The organism is Nocardia sp. NPDC003693, assembly GCF_053981095.1.
Genome location: NZ_JBSFNO010000018.1, coordinates 24,337 through 48,503, shown reverse-complemented (window position 1 = coordinate 48,503; position 24,167 = coordinate 24,337). Strand labels below are relative to the sequence as shown.

At 69.4% G+C, this 24,167-nt stretch carries 20 protein-coding genes; 14 read left to right on the top strand and 6 right to left on the bottom strand.

The annotated features are described in order from the left end of the window. Positions 1-183 precede the first annotated feature (183 nt). Positions 184-882 (top strand): hypothetical protein, encoded by a 699-nt coding sequence (locus ACWDOP_RS20655; RefSeq protein WP_456346377.1) that lies wholly within the window; start codon positions 184-186, stop codon positions 880-882. Positions 883-1,000: 118 nt separating this feature from the next. Here the strand turns inward: ACWDOP_RS20655 and ACWDOP_RS20650 are convergent, their stop codons facing one another. Continuing rightward, positions 1,001-1,990, bottom strand: coding sequence for an alpha/beta hydrolase (locus tag ACWDOP_RS20650; RefSeq protein ID WP_454200640.1), 990 nt, complete (start codon positions 1,988-1,990; stop codon positions 1,001-1,003). Positions 1,991-2,247: 257 nt separating this feature from the next. Here ACWDOP_RS20650 and rfbA point away from each other — a divergent pair, with 257 nt between their 5' ends. Together rfbA and ACWDOP_RS20640 are read left to right on the top strand one after the other, a co-directional pair. Continuing rightward, positions 2,248-3,147 carry a glucose-1-phosphate thymidylyltransferase RfbA gene (gene rfbA, locus ACWDOP_RS20645; protein ID WP_456346376.1) on the top strand — a complete coding sequence of 300 codons (900 nt, stop codon included), beginning with the start codon at positions 2,248-2,250 and terminating at the stop codon, positions 3,145-3,147. A 2-nt stretch (positions 3,148-3,149) separates the two neighbouring features. Then, positions 3,150-3,710, top strand: coding sequence for a dTDP-4-dehydrorhamnose 3,5-epimerase family protein (locus ACWDOP_RS20640; protein ID WP_456346375.1), 561 nt, complete (start codon positions 3,150-3,152; stop codon positions 3,708-3,710). Positions 3,711-3,822: 112 nt separating this feature from the next. Here ACWDOP_RS20640 and ACWDOP_RS20635 read toward each other — a convergent pair whose 3' ends face one another. Further along, positions 3,823-5,232 (bottom strand): MFS transporter, encoded by a 1,410-nt coding sequence (locus tag ACWDOP_RS20635; RefSeq protein ID WP_456346444.1) that lies wholly within the window; start codon positions 5,230-5,232, stop codon positions 3,823-3,825. A 165-nt stretch (positions 5,233-5,397) separates the two neighbouring features. Here ACWDOP_RS20635 and ACWDOP_RS20630 point away from each other — a divergent pair, with 165 nt between their 5' ends. Beyond that, complete coding sequence (locus ACWDOP_RS20630) at positions 5,398-5,796, top strand: MarR family winged helix-turn-helix transcriptional regulator (protein WP_454200643.1); 399 nt, start codon at positions 5,398-5,400, stop codon at positions 5,794-5,796. A gap of 7 nt (positions 5,797-5,803) precedes the next feature. Here the strand turns inward: ACWDOP_RS20630 and ACWDOP_RS20625 are convergent, their stop codons facing one another. Together ACWDOP_RS20625 and ACWDOP_RS20620 are read right to left on the bottom strand one after the other, a co-directional pair. Continuing rightward, entirely contained in the window at positions 5,804-6,676 is an 873-nt protein-coding gene (locus ACWDOP_RS20625; RefSeq protein ID WP_456346374.1) for a helix-turn-helix domain-containing protein, read from the bottom strand. A gap of 41 nt (positions 6,677-6,717) precedes the next feature. Then, on the bottom strand, positions 6,718-7,302 hold the full coding sequence (locus ACWDOP_RS20620; RefSeq protein ID WP_456346373.1) for a DUF4282 domain-containing protein: 585 nt from the start codon (positions 7,300-7,302) through the stop codon (positions 6,718-6,720). Positions 7,303-7,651: 349 nt separating this feature from the next. Between ACWDOP_RS20620 and ACWDOP_RS20615 the strand changes: the two genes are divergently transcribed. Further along, on the top strand, positions 7,652-8,134 hold the full coding sequence (locus ACWDOP_RS20615; protein WP_454200646.1) for a hypothetical protein: 483 nt from the start codon (positions 7,652-7,654) through the stop codon (positions 8,132-8,134). Between the two features lie 241 nt (positions 8,135-8,375). On the opposite strand, the gene ACWDOP_RS20610 is transcribed toward ACWDOP_RS20615, so the two are convergent. Then, on the bottom strand, positions 8,376-8,921 hold the full coding sequence (locus ACWDOP_RS20610) for a LuxR C-terminal-related transcriptional regulator (protein WP_456346372.1): 546 nt from the start codon (positions 8,919-8,921) through the stop codon (positions 8,376-8,378). 149 nt (positions 8,922-9,070) lie between these two features. Between ACWDOP_RS20610 and ACWDOP_RS20605 the strand changes: the two genes are divergently transcribed. From ACWDOP_RS20605 to ACWDOP_RS20590, 4 genes are all read left to right on the top strand, one after another. Beyond that, positions 9,071-11,347 carry a molybdopterin-dependent oxidoreductase gene (locus ACWDOP_RS20605; protein ID WP_456346371.1) on the top strand — a complete coding sequence of 759 codons (2,277 nt, stop codon included), beginning with the start codon at positions 9,071-9,073 and terminating at the stop codon, positions 11,345-11,347. A 16-nt stretch (positions 11,348-11,363) separates the two neighbouring features. Beyond that, on the top strand, positions 11,364-13,391 hold the full coding sequence (locus ACWDOP_RS20600) for an adenylate/guanylate cyclase domain-containing protein (RefSeq protein WP_456346370.1): 2,028 nt from the start codon (positions 11,364-11,366) through the stop codon (positions 13,389-13,391). A 76-nt stretch (positions 13,392-13,467) separates the two neighbouring features. Further along, positions 13,468-14,127 carry a Crp/Fnr family transcriptional regulator gene (locus tag ACWDOP_RS20595; protein ID WP_456346369.1) on the top strand — a complete coding sequence of 220 codons (660 nt, stop codon included), beginning with the start codon at positions 13,468-13,470 and terminating at the stop codon, positions 14,125-14,127. A gap of 236 nt (positions 14,128-14,363) precedes the next feature. Next, entirely contained in the window at positions 14,364-14,987 is a 624-nt protein-coding gene (locus ACWDOP_RS20590; protein ID WP_456346368.1) for a pyridoxamine 5'-phosphate oxidase family protein, read from the top strand. 24 nt (positions 14,988-15,011) lie between these two features. On the opposite strand, the gene ACWDOP_RS20585 is transcribed toward ACWDOP_RS20590, so the two are convergent. Beyond that, positions 15,012-15,494, bottom strand: a complete 483-nt coding sequence (locus ACWDOP_RS20585) for a GtrA family protein (protein WP_456346367.1) — start codon at positions 15,492-15,494, stop codon at positions 15,012-15,014. Between the two features lie 70 nt (positions 15,495-15,564). On the opposite strand from ACWDOP_RS20585, the gene ACWDOP_RS20580 reads away from it, so the two are divergent. From ACWDOP_RS20580 to ACWDOP_RS20560, 5 genes are all read left to right on the top strand, one after another. Continuing rightward, on the top strand, positions 15,565-17,043 hold the full coding sequence (locus ACWDOP_RS20580) for an FAD-binding protein (RefSeq protein ID WP_454200653.1): 1,479 nt from the start codon (positions 15,565-15,567) through the stop codon (positions 17,041-17,043). Further along, positions 17,040-17,801 (top strand): decaprenylphospho-beta-D-erythro-pentofuranosid-2-ulose 2-reductase, encoded by a 762-nt coding sequence (locus ACWDOP_RS20575; RefSeq protein WP_456346366.1) that lies wholly within the window; start codon positions 17,040-17,042, stop codon positions 17,799-17,801. Before ACWDOP_RS20580 ends, ACWDOP_RS20575 begins: the two co-directional genes overlap by 4 nt. A gap of 223 nt (positions 17,802-18,024) precedes the next feature. Then, positions 18,025-20,055, top strand: a complete 2,031-nt coding sequence (locus tag ACWDOP_RS20570) for a galactan 5-O-arabinofuranosyltransferase (RefSeq protein WP_456346365.1) — start codon at positions 18,025-18,027, stop codon at positions 20,053-20,055. A 244-nt stretch (positions 20,056-20,299) separates the two neighbouring features. After that, on the top strand, positions 20,300-22,117 hold the full coding sequence (locus tag ACWDOP_RS20565) for a glycosyl transferase (protein ID WP_456346364.1): 1,818 nt from the start codon (positions 20,300-20,302) through the stop codon (positions 22,115-22,117). Positions 22,118-22,279: 162 nt separating this feature from the next. Then, a complete protein-coding gene (locus ACWDOP_RS20560) occupies positions 22,280-24,154 on the top strand; it encodes a glycosyl transferase (RefSeq protein WP_456346363.1) in 1,875 nt (624 codons plus the stop codon). Positions 24,155-24,167: the final 13 nt, after the last annotated feature.

Genomic DNA, 24,167 nt, shown 5'->3' with positions numbered 1-24,167 from the left:
TGGCCGACGGCGGCTTCCGAAACACCGCGCACGCTGCAGATTTCCGAAACCTCCCGAAGCGGATGATCGCGATGGTGAACGGATTTTGAACGGACGGTCACGGCCGGTTCACCGCTCGTTAGCTGAATTCGATTTCTATTCCTCTCGTCCCCCCGAGCTCTTCCCTGATGAGGTTTGCACCAAATGCTGATGAGGAAATTCGCCGCCACGTCGGCGCTGCTGATCGCCGCCATGGGCGTTGCCGCCGGCACCGTGAACGCGGCTCCCGCCGCGGCCGAGGCCGAGGCGATCAACTACACGGCCACCAACTCCGAGACCAACACCATCATCCGCACCGACGGTGGCTCCATGGTCGTCGAGGACGGCGTTTTCAAGATCAAGGCCGCCAACGGCGCCGTCGTCGCGGGCACCGAGCTGAACTTCCGCGTGGACGACTACGTCTTCCCGATCGCGGCCGAGATCACCGACCGCACCGCGGTGCTGACCCCCGAGCTCGCGGTCGACAAGGCGGTCTACAAGCCGGTCGCCCTGCCCTACGAGAACGTCGCGCCGTGGAAGACCGAGTACGACCGTGAGCAGGCCGCCTTCAACCGCATGAAGGACACCATCGCCCTGGGCGCCACCGTCGGTACCCTGGTCGGCGGCCTCGGCGGCGCGGCCCTGGGCTGCATCATCGGCGGCAGCATCGGCCTGGCCGCCACCGGCGCGCTGCTCGCGATCTTCGGCGCCGGCCCGATCGCCGGCTGCGTCGTCGGTATCGCCACCGTCGGCTTCCTGGGCACCCTCGCCGGTCAGATCTTCGTGACCGCGCCGGTCGCCATCCTGGCCGCCGCGCAGTACTTCACCACCATCAACCAGCCGTTCACCCCGCCCGCCAAGTAATCTCGGGCGCCACACCGGCACAGTCGAAACCCCCGCACCGGACCACCCGGGCGGGGGTTTCGCCGTTCGCGCCGCCGATGCGGGCCCGGCCGCCGCGCGCGCCCGGGCCCCGGCCGCGTCACGCCGTGCGCGCCACGTCTCCGGCGTCGAGCCGCGCGCGCACGAACTGCGCCACGTGCGCGAGCGCGGCCCGGCTCTCGGGCATGTTCGGGAAGATCGACATGAACGCGTGCACCTGCCCGCGCCAGATCTCCAGTGTCGCGGGCACTCCCGCCGCGGCCAGGCGCTGAGCCATGATCTCGCTGTCGCGCCGCAGCACCTCGTCCTCGGCGACGATGAGCAGCGCGGGCGGCAGGCCGGCCAGCACGTTGTTGACCGGGGACAGCTCCGGATCGAGCCGACCGTTCACCTCGGCGCCGATCTTGACCACCGACTCCAGGGCGGACAGCGGAATCAGCGCGTCCTTGCGCAGATTCGGGTGCGCGCGCTTCTCGGTGCAGTCCAGATCCAGTGCGGGACACAGGCCCACGAGTCCGGCGGGGACCGGCAGTCCCCGATCGCGCGCCCGCAGCGCCGTCGCGAAAGTCATGTAGCCGCCGGCGGAATCGCCCGCGAAGACCACCCGGGCCGGATCCGCGCCGTGCCGCAGCAGCCAGCGGTAGGCGGTCAGGCAGTCCTCGACGCCACCGGAGATGTCGGTCTCGGGCAGCTGGCGGTACTCCACGCTCACCACCGGCAGACCGGTGCGGCGGGCGATGGCGGCCACCACGGGCCGATGGGTGTCCAGGCCGCACAGGAAGAATCCGCCGCCGTGCATGTACATCACCGCGCCGTCGCGCAGCGAGCTGCGCGCGCCCGCGGGCCGCACGATCTCCATGCGGAAACCGTTGAGCCGCACCTCTTCGCGCTCCACGCCGCGCGGGGCCGGGCGCAGTTTGGCCAGGCCGTTCACCACGGCGGCGACGATGGGCATGTTCGAGGTGGTGACCGTGGCCATTTCTCCCATGGGCTTGACGATCCCGCGGCAAGCCAGCTCGAGAGCCTGTGAATAACGGCTGCTGCCATCCGGATTGATCACGGACGTACCGTCGTTGCTGGTCGCTGCCATAGCGCACCTACCTTCACCGCTGGGCGCGCCGAGCCGCTCGAACGGGCGTCCGACGAACAGCTCGGAACCCGGCGCGCGAGAGTCAGCGCTGACATCTCACATAGTGCTGTTTCAGAACACCACGGGAACGTGACCTACGCAACACTTATCGACAGATCCGCATGGCGGTAAACGCGTGTGATCGAATCGCCGTCCAGCTGGAATCGCGCCGTACCTCCCCGCACCCGCGCGCGACCCAACTGGCAGACTGCTGTGACATGCGTGGAATCATCCTGGCGGGCGGCACCGGGTCGCGTTTGCACCCGATCACACGCGGGGTGAGCAAACAGCTGGTCCCCGTCTACGACAAACCGATGGTGTACTACCCGCTGTCGACCCTCATGCTGGCGGGCATCCGGGACATCCTGGTCATCACCACCCCCGAGGACGCCGCGGCCTTCACTCGGCTCCTGGGAGACGGCAGCCAGTTCGGCGTCTCGCTCACCTACGTCGTACAGCCCGAACCGGACGGCCTGGCACGGGCCTTCGTGCTCGGCGCGGATCACATCGGCACCGAGCCCGCCGCACTCGTGCTGGGCGACAATATCTTCCACGGCCCGGGCCTGGGCACCAGCCTCACCCGGCACGCCGCCGTCGACGGCGGCGCGGTGTTCGCCTACCGGGTCTCGGATCCGACCGCCTACGGCGTGGTCGAATTCGCCGCGGGCAAGGCGATTTCCATCGAGGAGAAGCCCAAGAAGCCGCGCTCGAACTACGCGATCCCGGGGCTGTACTTCTACGACAACGACGTGGTGGCGATCGCGCGCGAGCTGAAGCCGTCCGATCGCGGCGAATACGAGATAACCGACATCAACCGGGCATACCTGGAACAGGGCAGGCTCCAGGTCGAGGTGCTGCGGCGCGGTACCGCGTGGCTGGACACCGGCACCTTCGACTCGCTGCTCGATGCCGCCAACTACGTGCGCACCATCGAGGAGCGGCAGGGACTGAAGATCGGCGTACCGGAGGAGGTGGCGTGGCGGCAGGGCTACATCGACGACGAGCAGTTGCGCGCGATCGCCGAACCGCTGGTGCGCTCGGGCTACGGCGCCTACCTGCTGAACATCCTGGCCCAGGGCCGCGATCACGCCGGATTCGACAAGCGACAGGACGAGTGAGCATGCGGATACGGCAACTCGCGGTGCCCGGGGCGTGGGAATTCACCCCGGCCCTGCACGGCGACGAGCGCGGCGTCTTCGCCGAGGCGTTCAAGGCCTCGGAGTTCGAGAAGGCGGTGGGGCGGCCGTTCGAACTGCTCCAGGTCAACACCTCGACCTCGGCGGCCGGGGTGCTGCGCGGCATCCACTACACCGAAACCCCGCCCGGGCAGGCCAAATACGTGACCTGCACGCGCGGCGCGTTCCTGGACGTCGTGGTGGACCTGCGGCCCGGATCGCCGACCTTCGGCCGCTGGGACAGCGTGGTGATCGACGACGTCGAGCGCAAATCGGTGTACCTGGCCGAGGGCCTCGGGCACGCGCTGCTCTCACTCGCGGACGATTCCACGGTGATCTACCTGTGCTCGCTCGAGTACTCCCCCGAATTCGACAGGGACCTGGACGCTTTCGATCCGGATCTGGGCATCGAATGGCCTTCCGTGGGCCGGGACGGGGAACCGCTGACCTTCGTGCGGTCGGCCAAGGACGCGGCCGCGCCGCGATTCGCGGACCTGCGGCGCTGACCCGGCGTCCCGCCGGAACCGCGCGCACCCGAACGAACAACCGGGGCGCACCGTGTGATTACGGTGCGCCCCGGCGCTTTTCGCGCTTCCCCCGGGCGGGGGATGCTCGGCCTCAGGAGACCAGTTCGACCTCGAGCTCACGCTCGGCCCGCTGCTCCGCCACCCGGCGCGCCCGCGCCTTGGGCAGGTACACGGTGAGCGCGACCAGCGCGCCGACGATCGCCACCCCGGCCGCGAATCGCAGGCCCGGCAGGTAGTTGTCGAGCACCGCGGCGGGGTCGGCGTCCGCGCCGTGCACCGCGCCGGAGGAGATGATCGCGGTGGTCACCGCGAGCACGATGGCCGCGCCGACCTGCATGGCGGTCTGCAGCACACCGGCGGCCAGGCCCTGCTCGTCGTCGTCGATACCGCTGGTGGCCTGAATGTTGATGGCGGGGAAGCCGACCCAGCCGATGCCGATCAGCAGGATGGCGGGCAGCAGCACCGTCAGGTAGTCCGGCGCGGTGTCCAGGCGCAGGTACATCAGGTAGCCGATGGCCATCACGGTCAGGGTCACGGCGATGATCGGGCCGGTGCCGAAGCGGTCGACCAGCTTGTCCGAGACGAAGGCCGAGGAGACCACCAGGATACCGACCGGCAGCAGCGCCAGCGACAGGTGCAGCGGGGTCCAGCCGAGGGTGTCCTGCAGGTACAGGGTGGTGATGAACTGCCAGCTGAAGAAGGAACCGGCCACGGCGATGATGGCCAGGCTGGCCCGCCACAGGGTGGGCTTGCGCAGAATGCCCAGGCGCACCAGCGGGTAGCGCACCTTCTTCTCCACCACGACGAAGGCGGCGAACAGGGCGATGGCGGCGAGGAAGGAGAGCACCGTGCGCGCCGAGAGCCAACCGGCCTCGGGTGCGGAGACCACGGTGTAGACCAGCAGCAGCATGCCCGCGGTGGACAGCAGCGCGCCGAACAGATCGTGACCGCCCTCCTCGGCGGGCTTGTCCTTGGGGACCAGGTAGAACGCCGCGACCAGGGCCGCGAGGGCGATCGGCACCGGGAGCAGGAAGGTCCAGCGCCAGCCGAAGCCGGTCATCAGCCCGCCGAACAGCAGGCCCATGGAGTAACCGCCCGCACCGAACACGGTGTAGATGGACAGCGCCTTGTTGCGGGCCGGGCCCTCGGCGAAGGTCGTGGTGATGATGGACAGGCCGGTGGGCGCGGTGAACGCGGCGGCCAGGCCCTTGATGAAACGGGTCAGGATCAGCAGCGGACCGGAACTGACCAGCCCGCCCGCCAGGGAGGCGATGGCGAAGACCGCCAGCGCGATGAGGAAGACCCGGCGGCGCCCGAGCAGGTCGGCGGTGCGGCCGCCCAGCAGCAGCAGGCCGCCGTAGCCCAGGACGTAACCGGAGACGAGCCACTGCAGGGTCGAGGTCTCGAGGCCCAGTTCCGAGCCGATGGACGGCAGCGCGACGCCGATCATCGAGACGTCGAGGCCGTCCAGGAACAGCACGATGCAGAGGGTGATGAGCATGCCCCACAGCCGAATCGGCCACTGCTGGGTCTCTGCCGCTGCGGTGCTCACTGCGGAGCGGATGTCTGTGGAAGTCACGAGCGAGGACATTACATGCGTGTGCATTAGTTGTCCAAACATTAAATGCGGTTGCATGATTATGGGCGGAGGTCTAGGATCGGGCGCATGCCGAAGTCGACAGTGCCGGTCGAACGGGCCGCTCCCAGCGGTCTCGTGTCCGAGTGGCGCGATCTGCTCGCCCGGCACGCGGCGACCTCCTGCGCCCTGGAGAAGGAGCTGCAGGGTCGCCATCGGATCGGGCTCAGCGAATTCGAAACCCTGGATCGCCTGGTCGACGCGGGCGGGGAGAGCTACAAGATGAGCGACCTGGCCGGTGACATCCACCTGAGCCAGAGCGCGCTCTCGCGCGCGGTGGCGCGCCTGGAGCGCGACGGTCTGGTCGCGCGGACACTGTGCACGCAGGACCGCCGCGCGATTTTCGTGTGCCTGACCGACAAGGGCCGGGAAGTACACGGCGCGGCGGCTCCGACCCACCGCGCCGTGTTGGAAGAGACCCTCAGCTGACCCGAGGTCAGACCTCGGCGCGCAGGGTGTCTATCAGCGGCAGCGCGTCCACCGCGATGGACGCCACCGAGGCGAACGCCTCGCGATAGCGCTCCACGTCGGGCTCCTTGTCCAGATAGGACGAGCCGGTGAGGGACTCCACGTACACCACCGGTGGTTCGTTGGCTTCATTTGGAGCCGCGGGGAATTCGAGCAGCACGAAGCGCCCGGCATCCATGCCGTGGTGGTACCCGCAGTCCGCGGGCAGCAGGCGCAGCCGCACGTTCGGCAGTTCGCCGAGTTTGCGCAGCCGGTCCAGCTGGCCGGCGGTCACCTCGTCGCCGCCGATGCGATGCCACAGCACCGCCTCGGAGATCACCACGTCCAGCTGCAGCGGCGCGTGCGCGCGGGTGAGCAGGGCCTGGCGGGCCGCGCGCACCCGTACGCGGCGATCCATCTGCTCGGCCGAGATGCCCGGATAGGCCGCGGCCAGCACCGCGCGCATGTACGCCTCGGTCTGCAGCAGCCCCGGCACCAGCTCGTTCTCGTAGGTGGTGAGCCGGGCGGCCGCCTCCTCGAGACCGATGTAGACCTCGTACCCCTCGTCGATCACATCGCCGAACTCGGTCCACCAGCCGCGCGCCTTGGTTTCCCGGGCCAGAGCGGTCAGCGGTGAAATGGCGTCCTCCGGAGCGCCGTAGATCCGGCACATCGCCTCGACGTCCAGGCTGCGCAGCGAAGTCTGGCCGGTTTCGATCCGCCAGATCTTCGCCTCGGACCACTCCAGCCGCTGTGCCGCCACCCTCGTGGTCATCCGTGCGCGATTGCGCAGGTCACGCAGCTGCCGGCCGAGTTGCCGCCGCGGCATCGTCGAGCCGGTGATCCCCTGTGGTAGTGCCATCCCTCCCCCTTACGAGTCATGCGAGGGAAATTGTCGCACAATTATTTCCGGGGCGAACGGCGTCGATAGCGCCAGAACTGCACGGCGCGAACGTCTTCCGACAGCTGGTTGACCGGTTCGGCCACATCGGAGAGCGCCTGGAACAGGTCGTCCGCCATTTCCGAGATGTGCTCGACCCGGGCGGCGAGCCGCGAGGCGTTCAGCACGAACTCCAGCAGCAGGCGCACCACCGCGGCGATGGTCAGCCCGAGCGGTACCGCGAACACGAGCGCGAAGACCAGCCCGAGCCAGGTCGAAATCCGCCACAGCCCTACGGTTCCCACGATCGGGATCGCCACGGCCGAGGCCAGGCCGAGCAGATACGCCAGCGGCAGCAGCGTGCGCGTGGCGGCGTGGTGGAACTGGACGTCGAGCAGGCTCTTGGCCGCCGCCACGCTCCACGCGCCGAAAGCGCTTGGGCTGGCGAAGGGTTCGACCGGAGCTTCCCGCTCTTCCGCTTCGGCCGCCGCGCGCCTGGACATGCGCCGGGCGGCGGACTCCTTGAAGGCGGCCCAGCGGCCGACCTCGAACTCCTCCTCATCGAACTCCTCGAGTTCGGCTGCGCTCGTGTTCGATTGGTCGGTCATGACGACGATCCTCTCTCCCCCAGACCATTTCGGTCACGGGAAGTGTCGCCGGTGTCGCACCGCGGCGGCTCCTCGACACAATGTGTTCTAGAACACTTCCCCGCATGGTGCGGGTGAATCGGGGCACGGGCCCGCCAGCCGCCTTGACGACATAACTGCTGGCAGTGGCCGTCAATCACGGTTTCGTCCCAACTGCGACACGGTCGCTTCGGAGCCAAAATCCTCGCAAAGCGCCGCTTCGACGGGCTCAACCGAACTCGGAGAGAAAAGAACATGTAACGGTTCGGACGTCCGGTTGCGATACGTCGCACAGAGCAGGACATAGATCTACCGGGGAATGGAGAAACCAGTGCGTACGACGTTTTCGTCTTCCGTCACGGCGGCAGCACTGGCCGCTTCTGCGCAGGAATACACGCAGCGCGGCTGGACGGTTGCCGAGACGGCCAACGGCATCAGCCTGGTCACCGACGAGAATCTGTCGGGCATCGAGCTCACGGGAGAGACCGCCGCGTTCGTGCGTCGCTTCCTGCGGGCCAATGACCTGACCGGCCCGATCATCGAGATCCCGGGGCCCGAGCGCCGCGAGATCCACCTGGTCACCGGCCTCCGCAAGGCCACCGCGGCCATCGAGGCGCTGCGCGCGGCGGGTGCGATCGTGCACACCGACGGCGCTGGCATCCCGCTGCCGCCCACCCAGCTCTTCGACGGTTCGGCCTGCTGGGGCGTGGCCCCGCACGAGGCCCGCTGGGTGCCGCCGATCGTCGCCATCGGGGCGGGCGTGCGCGCCGCCGCCAAGGGCGTCAAGCCGCAGGTGTCGCGTATCGCTTCCTGAGGCGATCGGCTGCCACCGGCAGTCGTAGTCGTCAGCCAACTGAAAAAGCCGCAAACCGCGAGTGCACCCCGGCGCCCGCGGTTTTTGGCGTATGCGGATACCGCGGGCGAAAACGACTCAGCGCCCGGGACTTTCGTCCCGGGCGCTGCTGTTATAGGTCGAGGCTACCAAGATCACGGCCGCCGCGGGGACCTTTCGCCGCGGACACGCCGCGGAGCGTGCGGATCCCCGGCGACGGCGCTCACGCGCTGCGCAGTACGCGGGCCGGGCGTGCGTCGTGATGCGCGAGATTCGCCCGGGGACCGTGGGGGTGCCCACCCTGGCGCAACAGCAGTTGCTCGAGCACCGTGGTGCGAGCCGCCCGGCGGTTGCGGACCCCGAGCTTGCGCAGGATGGCCGACACGTGATGGTCGACGGTGCGCACCGACAGCACCAGCGACGTCGCGATCTCGGCGTTGGTGAGCCCCGCGCACAGCAGGTTGGCGACATCCCGCTGGCGCGAGGTCAGGCGGTAGACCGCCGGCGGCTCGGCCGGCTCGGCCCCCGGTTCGTCCGGGACCAGCACCGCCAGATCCGGCGGGACCGCCCCGGTCACGTCGGGCTGCACCACCGCCGCCACCTCGGGCGGGACGGCCGCCAGCCCGTCCACCGGCGAGTCGGGTATGCGCACGAACAGACCGGGCTCGCCGCCGATGGTCAGCGCGACCACCGATCCGGCGCCCGCCTCCACCTCGTCGTACGCCTGGCGCAGTGCGTCCAGGGCCTGTGCTCGATCCAGAAACCGCATGTCCCGAGCCTGACCGGACCGGCGCGAGAAGTCTGTCCGCCCGCAGACGCGCCATCTGTCGGAAATCCGACACACCGGACACGAACCCTGTTCGAGGTGACTCGGGTCGCTCCTGTTTCGCCTCCCGCGTTCCCGGGCGATGATGAGGTATGACCCCCGTCACGAACAGCTCGCGGACGACCTCACCCCGGGGCGCCGATCCCCTGCGGATCCTGCCGCGCACCTGCCCGCTCTGCGAGGCCGTGTGCGGGCTCGAGATCACCCTGGACGCCGCCGACCACATCACCGCCGTACGCGGCGACCAGGCCGACCCGTTCAGCCGAGGCTTCCTGTGCCCCAAGGGCGCGAGCCTCGGGCAGCTGGACGAGGACCCCGAGCGGCTCACCGCGCCGATGCTGCGGGACCGGGCCACCAACCGCTGGCGCGCGGTGAGCTGGGACGAGGCCTTCGGGGTGATCGCCGATCGGCTCCCACCCGTCGCCGCCGAACACGGCAATCAGGCGCTCGGGCTGTATCTGGGTAATCCCAACGCGCACACCATCGCCGGGGCGCTGTACGTGCCGGTGCTGATTCGCGCGCTGGCCACCCGGAACCTGTTCTCCGCCAGCACCGCCGACCAGATGCCCAAGCAGGTCGCCAGCGGCCTGATGTACGGCGATCCGCTGACGGTGGCGGTGCCGGACCTCGACCGCACCGACTATCTGCTGATGCTCGGGGCGAATCCGCTCGAATCCAACGGATCGCTGTGCACGGCACCGGATTTCCCCGGCAGGCTCAAGGCGCTGCGCAAGCGCGGGGGCAAGCTGGTCGTGGTGGATCCGCGCCGCACCCGCACCGCGAAGCTGGCCGACGAGCACCTGTTCGTGCGGCCGGGCAGTGACGCCTACCTGCTGTTCGGGATCGTGCGCACGCTGTTCGAGGAGAACCTGACCGCCGTGCGCGTCGGGGTCAGCGGCCTGGACGACGTGCGTTCGGCCGCCGCGCCTTTCACCCCCGAGGTGGTGGCCGAGCGTACCGGCGTCGCCGCCGAGACGGTGGCGCGGCTCGCGCGCGAGCTGGCGGCCGCGCCGACCGCGGCCGTCTACGCGCGGATCGGCACCTGCACCGCGGAATTCGGCACCCTCACCCAGTGGCTGGTCGACGTGATCAACGTGCTCACCGGGAACCTGGACTCGCCCGGCGGCGCGATGTTCGCCGAGGGCGCGGCGCTGGGGATCGTGCGTACCCGCCCGTTCCGGCTCGGGCGCTGGAGCAGCCGGGTCCGAAACCTGCCCGAGGCCATGGGCGAGCTGCCGGTGGCGACGCTGGCCGACGAGATCCTGACCCCGGGCGAAGGCCGGATCCGCGCCATGGTGACAGTCGCGGGGAACCCGGTGCTGTCCGCGCCGAGCAGCGCCCGCCTGGACGAGGCGTTCGCCGGCCTCGACTTCATGGTCAGCGTCGACCGGTACCTGAACGAGACGACCCGCCACGCGGACGTGATCCTGCCCCCGCCCCGCATCACCCAGTCCCCCCACTACGACTTCGCGCTGCTGCAGTTCGCGGTCCGCAACTACGCCCGCTACTCCCGCCCCCTGGTCCCCCTGGCCGGCGCGCCCTCCGAGGCCGAGGTGATGGCCCGCCTGGCCCTGGCCATCGGCGGCCAGGAGCTCGCCCCCGGCATGGACCCGCTGGCCGTGGTCGACGAGATCGTCATCGCCGGCACCCTGCACAAGGCCGGGATGGCCGACCGCCGCGCGGAACTGCTGGGCGACAACACCACCGAGCAGCGCGTGGACCTGATGCTGAAGCTCGGACCGTACGGCGAGTGGACGCACGCGAACTCCGGTGCGGGATCCGCCGCGCAGGAAAACACGGACGAGACCGCGATCCCCCGCACCGACCTGAATCTGCAGGTGCTGCTGGACAATCCGCACGGGATCGACCTCGGGCCGTTGCGGCCGCGACTGCCGGGGCTGCTGCTGACCAAGACGCGGCAGGTCGACCTCGCGCCGGAGCCGCTGCTCGCGGACGTCGAGCGGCTGCGGGAGCGGCTGGCCGACCCGGCGCCCGCCATGGTGCTGGTGGGGCGGCGGCAGCTGCGGTCCAACAACAGCTGGCTGCACAACGTTCCGCCGCTGGTGGGCGGGTCGAACCGGTGCACGCTGCACATCCATCCGGAGGACGTGGCGCGGCTCGGGCTGGCGGACCGGGCGGTGGTGAAGTCGGCGGCCGGAGCGGTCACGGTGGACCTGGAACCGACCAGCGACATCATGCCGGGGGTCGTCAGCCTGCCGCACGGCTGGGGGCACACGGGCAGCGCGCAGACGGTCGCGCGCGAGCACGCGGGCGTGAACGCCAATGTGCTGACCGATGATTCGCTGGTGGACGCGCCGTCCGGGAACGCCGTGTTCAACGGCGTCCCGGTCACGATCACCCCCGCGTGAAACCGGTGCCGAGGGTATGTCCTATCTCCGAATACTGCTGTGGCTCGTGCACGTCGCCCTGCCCGCCGCCGGGCTGTGGCTGCTCGTGGCCAATCCGCACCTGGACCACGAGTACATGCACGGCGGGGTGCACTTCTGGCTGATCCTGGGCGCGGCGCTGATCTCGCTGGCGCTGGGCGTGCTGCTGCTGCGGGCCGCGCGCGCCCGGCGCGACATGCGCCTGATCCTGGTTTCGCTGGTGTTCCAGCTGAATTCGGGATTCCTGGGCCTGCACGCGCTGGCCACCCCGGGCATCATCCTCACCGAATCGAACGTGGGCTTCACCGGCGCGGTGCCGGTGGGGCTCATGCTCGGCGGGCTGGCGGCGCTGGCCTCGGTGGTGGAGTACGGCCCGACGGCCTGGGCGCATCGCTTCATCGACGTGCTCGCGGCGCTGCCGCTCACGCTCATGGGCGTCTGGGCGCTGCTGTCGCTGACCCGGGTGCCGCCGTTCGACGCGCACCCGAGCCCGGACGAGGTGCAGGGCCCGCTGGTGGCCACGGCCTTCCTCGGCGGGGCCTGCTATCTGATCGCGGCGGGCTGCTACGCGTACATGTACCTGCGCAACCGCGGCACCGTATTGCTCAGTGTCCTCACGGCTTTCATCCTGCTGGCCGAGTCGCTGTTCGCGGTGGGCTTCGGCCGCAGCTGGCGGGTGACCTGGTGGGAGTGGCACGTCCTGCTGGGGATCGCCTTCCTGCTGATCGCGGTCAGCGCGCATCGCGCGTTCCGGCGCGAGGGGTCCGCGCGCGGGTTGTTCGACAGCGTGACCCAGCGCAGCACGGTCGCGGCCATCCAGCGCGACTACACCCGGGCGCTGGAGGAGATGGTGCTCGCGCTGGATCAGCGCGCCAGCGGCGGCGTCCGCCCCGACGAACCGCTCGGCGCTGTGGGACAGCAGCTTTCGCGCCGTTTCGGGCTCACCGAGCGCCAGGTGGCCGTGCTGCGGCAGAGCGCGCGAGCGGTCGGCGACGAACGCGAGCAGGTGCGCCGGCTCGGTGCGCTGGTCGCGGTCGGCGAGCGCGCCAGCGTGATTCGCGGCGAACCGGAGCTGCTCGCGGAGGTGCAGCGGCTGGCCAACACCGCCTTCGATCAGGATCGGGTGCGCATCGGCGTGCAGCGCCAGGGCAGGCTGTACTTCGACGACGGCCTGCCGCCGAATCCGAACGCGTTCGTCTTCCCCTTGACGGTCAAGGGAATTCAGACCGGGGTACTCGAACTGGCGCGGGCGGGGAACGGCGTGCCCGGGCAGCTCGGGCCCGCCGAGCACGCGGTGGCGCGCTCGTTCGCCAGCCAGACCTCGGTGACCCTGGAGAACGCCAGGCTCTACCAGCAATTGGACGGGCTGTTCCGGTCCTACATGTCACCCCAGGTCGCCACCGCGCTGCTGGCCGATCCCGCCCAGGCCGGCCTGGGCGGAGAGGTGCACGAGGTGAGCGTGCTCATGGCGGATCTGCGCGGCTACACCCCGTTCGCCGAACAGGCGGGCCCGGTGCGGGTCATGCGGATGCTCAACACCTACTACGGCGCCATCGTGCCGGAGATCCTGGCCGAGGGCGGGACCGTCGTGCAGTTCGTGGGCGACGCGGTCATGGCCATCTTCAACGCGCCGGTGCGCCAGCACGATCACGCGCTGCGGGCCGCGCGGGCCGGGCTCGCCCTGCAGCGGGCTACCGCGGCGGTGCGCGATCGCACCGAGGGCGCCAACGGCCGCGGCCCGGCCGGCGCGGGGGCCGCGTGGCCGATGTTCCGGGTGGGCGTGAACACCGGCCCCGCCATCGTCGGGAACGTGGGCGCGCGCGAGATGCGCAACTTCACCGCCATCGGCGACACCACCAATCTCGCTGCGCGCCTGGAGGGTCTGGCCGAACCGGGAACCGTGGTGGTGGGCCCGCTCACCCGCGAGCGGCTGGGCGATCACGCGCGGGTGCACTGCCTGGGCGATTTCGACATCAAGGGCAAGAGTCTGCCGGTGACGGCGTATCGGCTGGAGGGACTGCTGTGAGACCCGAGGGACCCGGGGCGCGCGCGGGCCGCCCGTACGCGCGCTCGATCGCCGCCGCTCCGAGGAGGTGCCCGCGGTGCTGAATTTCCCCCTGTTGGAAGGGCTTTCGGCGCTGGAGCAGCGGGAGTTCATCGCCGCCTGCACCCCGCGCAGGTTCCGGCGGCGCGACATCGTCTGCCACGAGGGCGATCCCGGCGACTGCGTGCACCTGATCACCGCGGGCAGGCTCATCGTGCGGGTCACGACCCCGCTCGGGCACACCGCGACCCTGACCATCCTGGGCCCCGGCGACATGTTCGGCGAGCAGGCGCTGCTGAGCCCGGACGCCCGGCGCACGGCCACCATCGTGGCCGTCACCGACGCCGCCACCCTGACCCTGAACCGCTCCCAGCTCGAAGGTCTGCGCCTGCGGCATCCGCAGGTGGAGCGCTTTCTGACCACCTCCCTCGCCGCCCAGGTGCGGCGCCTGTCCGCGTCGGTGCTGGAGGCGCTGTACCTGCCCGTGGAGACGCGCGTGCTGCGCAGGCTCGCGCACCTCGCGCGGGTCTACGCCGACGCCCCGGGCCGGCCCCCGCTGATCAATCTCACCCAGGAGGACCTGGCGTCCATGGCGGGCACCACCCGGGCCACCGCGAACAAGGTGCTGCGCGAGCTCGAGGATCAGGGTGTGGTGCGCCTGAGCCGGGGCGCGGTGACCGTGCTGGACCCGGCCCTGCTGGACAAGCGGGCCCGCTAGGGCGCGGGCATACGCACGGCTAAGAGCCGAAAGACTCTAGTGGAAAGTTTCATTCGGGAGGATCCTCGCAATGGAACGGCGCGCCCGGCGATCCCACACGAGCCCCACCAGCATATTTCCCCCCGGTTCGCGCATTCGCCACACCAAAATAGTTAAACCGTATAGGGTTTCGGGTGGCCGATGCTCGTGGCCAAGCCTCTTCCACCCGGTATTCAGCTACCCAAGGGGGCCGCACGATGTCCGGTTTCAGAAACGGCAGCGATGGCGAACGGGAACTCCAGGAGCGCTACGGAACGCAGGATCGGGCGGCTCGTTTCTACGCCGACCAGATGCGACATCGGCTCAACGAGAACATGATCGAATTCATCGGCCGGATGGATATGGCCTTCATCGCGACGGCCGACAAACACGGCGAGTGCGACAACAGCTTTCGCGCCGGAAAACCCGGTTTCCTGCACGTCATCGACGACGGCACCATCGCCTATCCCGAATATCGCGGCAACGGCGTGCTGGCCAGTCTCGGAAACATGCTGGAGAACCCGCACATCGGCATCCTCCTGATCGATTTCACGCACGACCTCATCGGCCTGCACATCAACGGGACGGCCCGCATCGTCGACGACACCCTCATGCGCCGCTGCGTGCCCGGCCTGCCCCCGGACGAGCGCGGCCGCCGCCCCGAGCGCTGGGTCGTGGTCGACGTGCAGGAGTGCTACATCCACTGCCGCAAGCACATCCCGCACCTGGTTCCCGCGCAGCGCGAGTCCCGCCAGTGGGGCACCGACAACGTCCGGGCCAAGGGCGGCGACTACTTCCACGCCAAGGCCGACGCCGAGCGGGACGCGCTGGTGGATCACTGATCTCGCGGCCCGCCCGGGCCGCGCTCAGCTGATCTTGAAGATCACCGCGCGCTGCACGATGAAGTTGATCACGGTGGCGGTGCCCTGGGCGATGACGAAGGCCAGCAGCACGGTGATGTTCAGGTCGTTCCCGAACGCGGACCAGTTCAGCGTGGGGAACGTCTCGACGACCAGGGCGTTGAGCCCGACCTGTGCGGCGAAGGTCACGCCGTAGAGCGCGATCACCGCGAGGAAGCGCTTGCGGCTCGGCGGCGCCTGGAAGGTCCAGCGGCGGTTGATCAGATAGGCCGTCGTGGTGCCCGCGATGAAACTCAGCGCCTTGGCGATATCGCGCGGCAGGCCGACGACATTCCAGAGCAGCAGGTACAGACCGAAGTCCACGATCGCGGAGAGCCCGCCCGTCACGCCGAAGCGGATGATCTGGGTCTTCAGATCGACGTCCGTGCCACCCGGCTCATCGACCAGGGGCAGCTCGGGCGGCAGGGGCAGGCGGGGTTCGGCGGTCACATCGCAGAGCGTAATGCGGCCGGGAGAGGACACGAGCCGCGAACTGGTTATACCTGTAGCCTCTATCCCGATGTCCACGAAAGCTCAGACCACCACCAAGGACGCCGCCGGCAGCAGCTCGGCGAGCGCGGGTGCGGACGCAGCGTCGAGCGGTTCGTTCGAACTGCCGACGCGCACCCGTCGCCTGACCGGTTGGGGTCGCACCGCAGCCACCACATCGGAAGTTCTCTCCACGAGCGACCCTGAGCTGATCGCCCAGGCGGTCGCCATGGTCGCGGAGGACAACGACTCCAAGCCGGCGCACCTGCGCCGCGGCGTCATCGCGCGCGGCCTCGGCCGCTCGTACGGCGACCACGCGCAGAACTCCGGCGGGCTCGTCATCGATATGCCGGCGCTGAACCGCATCCACCGTATCGACCGCGATTCGCGCCTGGTCGACGTGGACGGCGGTGTCAGCCTGGACCAGCTCATGAAGGCGGCGCTGCCGTTCGGGCTGTGGGTCCCGGTCCTACCCGGTACCCGCCAGGTCACCATCGGCGGCGCCATCGCCTCCGATATCCACGGCAAGAACCATCACAGCGAGGGTTCTTTCGGCAACCACGTCCGGTCCATCGACCTGCTGACCGCCGACGGCAAGGTCTCCACCATCGGCCCCAAGAAGAACGCCAAGCTCTTCTGGGCGACCGTGGGCGGCAACGGCCTGACCGGCATCATCCTGCGCGCCACCATCGAGATGGTGCCCACGGAGACGGCCTATTTCATCAACGACGGCGTGAAGACCACCACGCTGGACGAGACGATCGCCGCGCACAGCGACGGCAGCGAGGCCAACTACACCTATTCGAGCGCCTGGTTCGACGCGATGAACCCGGCGCCGAAACTGGGGCGCGCCTGCATCACTCGCGGCCGGCTGGCCAAGCTGGACGAGCTGCCCGCGAAGAAGCAGCGCAATCCGCTCAAGTTCGACGCCCCGCAGTTGCTGACGGTGCCGAACATCTTCCCGAGTTTCACCGCGAACAAGCTGACCCTCGGTTCGGTCGGCGAGGCGTACTACGCCATGGGCGGCAACTACACCGGCAAGATCCAGAACCTGACGCAGTTCTACCACCCGCTCGACATGATCGCGGAGTGGAATCGGGCGTACGGTCCGGCGGGATTCCTGCAGTACCAGTTCGTGGTGCCGACCGAGGCGGTCGAGGAATTCAAGAAGATCATCATCGATATCCAGGCGTCCGGGCACTACACCGCCCTGAACGTTTTCAAGCTGTTCGGCCCGGGTAATCCGGCGCCGTTGAGCTTCCCGATGCCGGGCTGGAACATCTGCGTGGACTTCCCGATTCGGCCGGGCCTCAACGAGCTCGTCACCGATCTGGACCGTCGCGTCATGGAATTCGGCGGCCGGCTCTACACCGCGAAGGACTCGCGCACCACCGCCGAGACCTTCCACACGATGTACCCCCGGATCGACGAGTGGATCAAGATCCGCCGAAGCGTCGATCCCACAGGCGTTTTCATGTCCGATATGGCACGAAGGCTGGAGCTTCAGTGATCAACGCGGTAGGCAATCCGCAGTCCATTCTGCTTCTCGGCGGTACCTCGGAGATCGGTCTGGCGATCGTCTCGGAGTACCTGAAGAAGGGGCCCGCCCGCATCATCCTGGCGGCGCTGCCGGGCGACCCGCTGCGCGAGGACTCCGTGCGCCAGATGAAGGACGCCGGTGCGAGCGAGGTGCAGGTCATCGACTTCGACGCCCTCGACACCGACAGCCACCCGGCCGTGATCGACGCGGCCTGGGCGTCCGGTGACGTGGACGTGGCCATCGTCGCGTTCGGCATCGACGGCGACGGCGAGGTCTTCTGGCAGGACCAGCGCAAGGCCGTCACCATGGTCGAGATCAACTACACCGCGGCGGTCTCCGTCGGCGTGCTGCTCGGCGCGAAGATGAAGGCGCAGGGCTACGGCCGCATCCTGGCCATGTCCTCGGTCGCCGGTGAGCGCGTGCGCCGCTTCAACTTCGTCTACGGCTCCACCAAGGCCGGACTCGACGGCTTCTACCTGGGCCTGGGCGAGGCGCTCGCGAAGTTCGGCCCGCGCGTGACGGTCATCCGCCCCGGCATGGTGCGCACCAAGCTCTCCGCGCACGCCAAGGAGAACGGACTCACGGTCAACAAGGAGGACGTCGCCGTCCTCGCGGTCGCGGCCTCGGAGAAGGGTAAGGAAATCGTCTGGGCCCCGGGCACTTTCCGGTACGTCATGATGATCCTGCGCCACGTCCCGCGCCCGATCTTCCGCAAGCTGCCGATCTAGCCGCACGCGCACCGGCACGAACGGACAACCGCCGCACCTTCACTCGAAGGTGCGGCGGTGTCGTTTCACCGGGCGGGCACACGAGCCCCGGTGACCATTAGGCTGACGCGCGGCGGCCGGTTGGGCGCCGGGCACGGTGACGAGGATCCGGAGGCGGAGTGCGAAACATCGAGCGACTGGCTGCTCACGGCACGCGGGTGCCCGACGCGAGTGGGGCGCGCCGATGAGCGCCGCCGAACCGGACGCCGCACCCGCCGCACCCGCGCCGGCAACCCCCGCCACCGCGCCGGCCCCCGGCCGCGGCACGGTCCTGACGCGGCTTGTCGGCAGCGCCCTCGGCGAGGCGATCCTGGCGATCGTCGTCGCGGGCGTCGTCGCCGGGATCGGCCTGTTCGCCTTCGGGCGGGTGCAGTGGCCCGCGTTCAACTCCTCCAACGTGACCCGGGCGCTGACCACCGTCGGGCAGGTGGCCGCGATAACCCTGCTGGTGATCGCGGTCGCGCTGATCCGCGCGCACCGCCGCCCGCTGCTCGCGAAAGTGCTGTCCTGGACCGGGCTTTCGGCCTTCGTCACGGTCACCCTCGGCATGCCGCTGGCCGCGACCAAGCTGTACCTGTTCGGGCTCTCGGTCGATCAGGAATTCCGCACCCAGTACCTGACGCGGCTGACCGACGCTGCGGCCCTGCGGGATATGAACTACGCCGACCTGCCGCCGTTCTATCCCGGCGGCTGGTTCTGGGTCGGCGGGCGCTTCGCCAACCTGACCGGCATGGACGGCTGGGCGGCGTTCAAGCCCTTCGCCATCATCGGGCTCGCGGTCGCGGCGGTGCTCGCACTCGTGCTGTGGTCCAAGCTGATTCGCGCGGACTGGGCGGTGCCGGTCGCGACCGCGGTCACCGCCATGACCCTGGCCTACGGCTCGCCCGAGGCCTACAGCGCGGTGCTCATCCTGCTGTTCGTGCCGGTGCTCGTGCTCGCGTGGGGCGCGCTGTACCGCCCGGCGGAACCGGCCGCGGCGACCGCGGGCGGCTGGGGCGCGGTCATCGGCACCGGGCTGTTCCTGGGGCTCGCGGCCACCTTCTACACCCTCTACCTGGGCGTGGCCGCCTTCGCCGTGACGCTGATGGCGCTGATCGCGATGGGCCTGGCCCTGCGCGAGCGCAAGGCCGGACTGCGGGCGGCGCGACGGCTGCCGCCGGAGAACCCGGTGCCCGGGGTGTGGCGCACGCTCACGCCGATCCTGGTCCGGCTGGTGACCATCGCCGTCATCGCGGGTCTGCTCGCGCTGACGGTGTGGCTGCCGTTCCTGCTCGACTTCCTGACCGGCAAGGTCTCCAGCGCCGGCGGTAGCGCCCTGCACTACCTGCCCGAGTCCGGCGCGGAACTGCCGCTGCCCATGTTCGAACTGTCCCTGCGCGGCGGTTTCTGCCTGCTCGGCGTCGTCTGGCTGGTGCTGCGCGCCGGCAGTTCACGCCGCGCCCAGGGCCTGGGCATCGGCGTGGTGGCCGTGTACCTGTGGTGCCTGCTGTCCATGGCGGCCACCGCCGCGGGCACCACCCTGCTGGCCTTCCGCCTCGAACCGATCCTGCTCGCCCTGCTGGCCGCGGCCGGATCCTTCGGCTTCGTCGAGGGCGTCCGGGCGCTCTACCAGGTACTGAACGAGCCCGCCCGGCTGCGACCGGCCGCCGCCGCGGTCGCCGTGCTCGGCGCGGTGGCCTTCGCCCAGCAGATCCCGCACGTGCTGGACGTGGAGATCACCACCGCCTACACCGACACCGACGGCGACGGCGTGCGCGCGGACAAGCGGCCGCCGTCCGCGGTCTCGCACTACGCGGCGGTGGACGCGGCGCTGCGCGAGCAGACCGGCCGCGCCCGCGACGAGAGCGTGCTGCTCACCGCGGACACGAGCTTCCTGGCCATCTACCCGTACTGGGGCTTCCAGGCGCTCACCTCGCACTACGCGAATCCGCTCGCGGACTTCCCGGCGCGCGCGGCCGAGATCAAGCGCTGGAGCACGCTGGGCTCGGCGCCGGAGTTGATCGCCGCGCTGGAAGTTTGCCCGTGGCGCGCACCGGACGCCTTCCTGTTCCGGCGCGCGGGCGACGAGTACACCCTGCGCCTGTCCGAGGACGTCTATCCGAACGATCCGAACGTCAAGCGGTACACCGTCGCGTTCCCCCGGACGCTGTTCGCGGACCCGCACTTCCGGGTCACCGATATCGGGCCTTTCACCCTCGTGGTGCGCCGATCCTGAGCGAACGGCCGAAATGTGGTGTAGCTCACGGCGAATCTCGATAAGAGGACGAGACAAGGCTCACTTATCCACAAAACCATGTCCGAATCTGGGGATACCGCCTCGTTTCTGTGGATAACTCATCCACTTGCCAGCGCAATCTCAGCCGAGCCCGGTAGCGTGAGCCGCTGATTGTGAAGGCAAGAGGAGTTTGCGCGTGGCACAGGGGTGGGCGAAGAGCCGAGCATCCGACGAGGAATCCGCAGTGGCAGTTCTGGATCGGCCCGCGCCGCGGCCGGTTCACCCGGAACTAACCCGGCCGCAGCGGGTCCTTCGCCGAATCCGGCTGGCGCGCACCGATCTGGTCGTCGCCACCGGTTATCTGGCGCTGTCGATCTTCGTGCTCGCCGGGCAGTGGCAGCATCCCCACAACGGCTACCTGATCAAGAGCGGTCAGGACCAGACCATGTGGGAGTGGTTCTTCGCGGTCACCGCGCACAAGATCTCGAACTTCGAGAATCCGCTCAGCACGCTGCTGCAGAACTATCCCGACGGCGTGAACATGATGGCCAACACCGCCATGTTCGGCGTCGGCGTCCCGCTGACGCCCGTCACGCTGCTGTTCGGGCCGACCGTCACCTTCGTCCTGGTGCTCACGCTCGGCCTGTTCGGCACCGCCTTCGCCTGGTACTGGCTGTTCTCGCGCGAGCTGGTGAGCTCCAAAGCCGCTGCGGCCGTTGGCGGTTTGTTCTGCGGCTTCGCCCCCGCCATGATCTCGCACGCCAACGCCCACCCGAATTTCGTGGTGCTCGCGCTGCTGCCGCTCATCGCCCTGCACATCATCAAAATGGCTCGCCGCGCGAACAATTCGCTCGAGGCCCGCAAGGCGCGGCGCCTGCGCGACGCGTTCGTGCTCGGCCTGCTGGTCGCCCTGCAGATCGCGCTCGGCGAGGAGCCGCTGCTCATCTTCGCCTTGGCCTTCGGCGTTTTCGCGCTCGTGTACTACCTGCACACCCCGCGCGCGATGCTGCGCGTCCTGCGCTCGCTCACCCCGACCGTGCTGCTGGCGGCCCTGATCACGGTGGCGCTCACCGAGATTCCGCTGTGGTGGCAGTTCTTCGGCCCGCAGTCGTATCGGATGATCGACCACGGTCCCATGGGCAACGACCTCAAGGCGCTGTTCCAGTTCCCGTCCGAATCCCTGGGCGGCATGGTCATGCCCGGGCAGAACGTGAGCATCAACCCCACCGAGGAGAACTCCTACTTCGGCTGGCCGCTGCTGCTGGTGATCACCGTGGCGGCCGTGCTGATGTGGCGCGAGCGCACGGTGCGGGCCGCGACCGCCGTCATCCTCGGATTCACCGCGCTCTCGCTGGGCTCGACCCTGATGTTCGGTAAGCACGACACCGGCTTCGCGCTGCCGTGGAAGTTCTTCGAGCGGGTCCCGCTGCTGAACTCGGTGCTGGAATCGCGTTTCACCATCGCCGCCGTGCCGGCGATCGCGCTGATCCTGACCTTCGCCACCCAGCGCGCCCTGGACTACTGGAAGATCTCGGTCACCGACTGGCGACCGCTGGCCTGGTTCGGCGCGCTGGCGTTCGCGCTGGTGCCGCTCGCCCCGACCATCCTCCCGGTGGTGGAACGCTCCCCCACCCCCGGCTTCTTCGCCGACGGCACCGTGCGCCAGTACGTTTCGGACGGTTCGGTGGTCATCGCGCCGCCGCCCACCCCGCCGGACGCCCGCGCCCTGCGCTGGCAGGCCGACGCCGACTTCACCTTCCCGCTGGCGGGCGGCTATTTCGTCGGGCCGACCGGGGTGGACAAGAAGGGCCGCTACGGTCCGGACGACCGGCCCACCGCCAGCCTGCTGATGAAGGCCCAGAAGACCAACCGGGTTCCGGTCATCGACCAGGCCGTGCGCGATCAGGCCCTGGCGGACCTGCGCTACTGGCAGGCCGACGTCGTGGTGCTGCCGCCCACCGAGAACAGCGACGCCCTGCGCTACACCGTCGATCAGCTGCTGGGCTTCCCGGCGCAGCGGGTGGACGGGGTCTGGCTGTGGGACGTGCGCGGACTCGTCTGATCTTCCTCCTCGCGTCGCGTCCGGGCGAGGCGCGCGGAGCCCGGACAATCCGGGGCTCGCGCGGGCGATCGTTCGCGAAGACAATCACCACGACCGTGTATCACTCGCGCCCGGTACCGTGAGCGGCTGATTCGAACGTGATTGTCAGAGGAGCTTGGACGCGTGGCACTGGGGTGGGCGACCGATCGGACCGTGAAAACCCGACCGGCGGTGGAGGATTCGACGCGCGACGCACCGGCGGATCCGCCCGGGCGAAGACGGCCGTCGCTCGCGCGGCGGCTGCGCGCCGCGCGCGCGGACGCCGCGGCCGGACTGGGATATCTGGCGCTGGCGGTGTTCGTTGTCGGCGACCTGTGGCGGAACACGGGCACCGGCTACCTGACCAAGAGTGATCAGGATCAGATCCTCTACGAGTGGTTCTACGCCCTCGGGGCGCACAACATCACCGACGGCGCGAGTCCGTTCTTCACGACGCTGCAGAACTATCCCGACGGCGTGAACCTCATGGCCAACACGCTCATGTACGGGTTCGGCGTGCCGTTCGCGCCGGTCACCCTGCTGTTCGGGCCGACGGTCACCTTCGTGCTCGCGCTCACCCTCGGCCTGTCCGGGACGGCGTTCGCCTGGTACTGGGTCTTCTCGCGCGAGCTGGTGAGCTCCAAGGCCGCCGCGGCCATCGGCGGCGCGTTCTGCGGGTTCTCGCCCGCCATGATCTCGCACACCAACGGCCACCCGAATTTCGTGTTCCTGGTGCTGCTTCCGTTCATCGCGCAGCGCGTCATCAAGATGGCACGGCCGGCGCAGGACGCCCCCGAGGCGGGCAGCGAGCGGCGGCCGCGCGACTCCATCGTGCTGGGATTGCTCGTCGCCCTGCAGCTTTCGCTCGGTGAGGAGCCGCTGCTCATCTTCGCGCTGACCTTCGCGGTCTTCGGCCTGGTCTACCTGCGCACCCGCGCGGCCATCGTCCGGACGGTGCGGGTCATCGCGCCGCCGGTGGGGCTCGCCGCGCTGATCACGTTGACGCTCACCGCGATTCCGCTCGGCTGGCAGTTCTTCGGACCGCAGTCGTACCGGTTCGTGGGCCTGGGCCGCGTGGGCAACGACATCCTGGCGCCGTTCCAGTTCTCCGCGGAATCGGCCGGCGCCGCCCTGTCGATCGGCCCGGACGTGGAAATCAATCCGACCGAACACAATTCGTACTTCGGCTGGCCGCTGATCCTGGTGCTGCTCGTGGCCACGGCGCTGCTGTGGCGCGAACGGATCGTGCGGGCCTGCCTGGTCGTCGCCGTGGTGTTCAGCGCGCTGTCGATGGGCATCGTGCTGTCCTTCGCGGGCAACTACACGATCATCCCCATGCCGTGGATCCTGTTCGGCTGGATTCCGCCGGTGAACGGGATCATCGAATCGCGCTTCGCCATGGCGGCCGTCCCCGCCATGGCCGTCGTCATGACCCTGGCCGGCCAGCGGGCGATCGACCACTGGCGCGCCGGCGGAACCCGGTGGCAGCCGATCGCCTGGTTCGCCGCGCTGGCGTGCGCGCTCGCGCCGATCGCGCCGACCATGCTGCCGGTGTCCGAGCGACCCCCGACGCCGGTCTTCTTCACCGACGGCACGGTGGACCGGTACCTGTCCGGCGGCGGCGTGATGTCGGTGCCGCCCGCCACCGCGATCGACACCCCCGCCCTGCAGTGGCAGGTCGACTCCGACTTCGCGTTCCCGCTCATCGGCGGCTACTTCGTCGGACCGGACGGCGCGGACCGTCGATCTCGGTACGGCGCCGACGAGCGGCCCACCTCGCGCCTGCTCACTCGCCTGGATCAACTCGAGAAGGTGCTGGGGTCGACGACCGTCCCGGTCATCGAGCAGGCCGATCGCGATCAGGCGGTCATCGACCTGCGGTACTGGAAAACCGATGTGCTGGTGATGGATCTGAACGAGGACAGCGCCACCCTGCGCGCCACCGTCGATCAGCTGCTCGGCTTCCCCGCGCGGCAGGTGGGCGGGGTCTGGCTCTGGGACGTGCGCCACCTCCGCTGATCCGCCCGCGCGG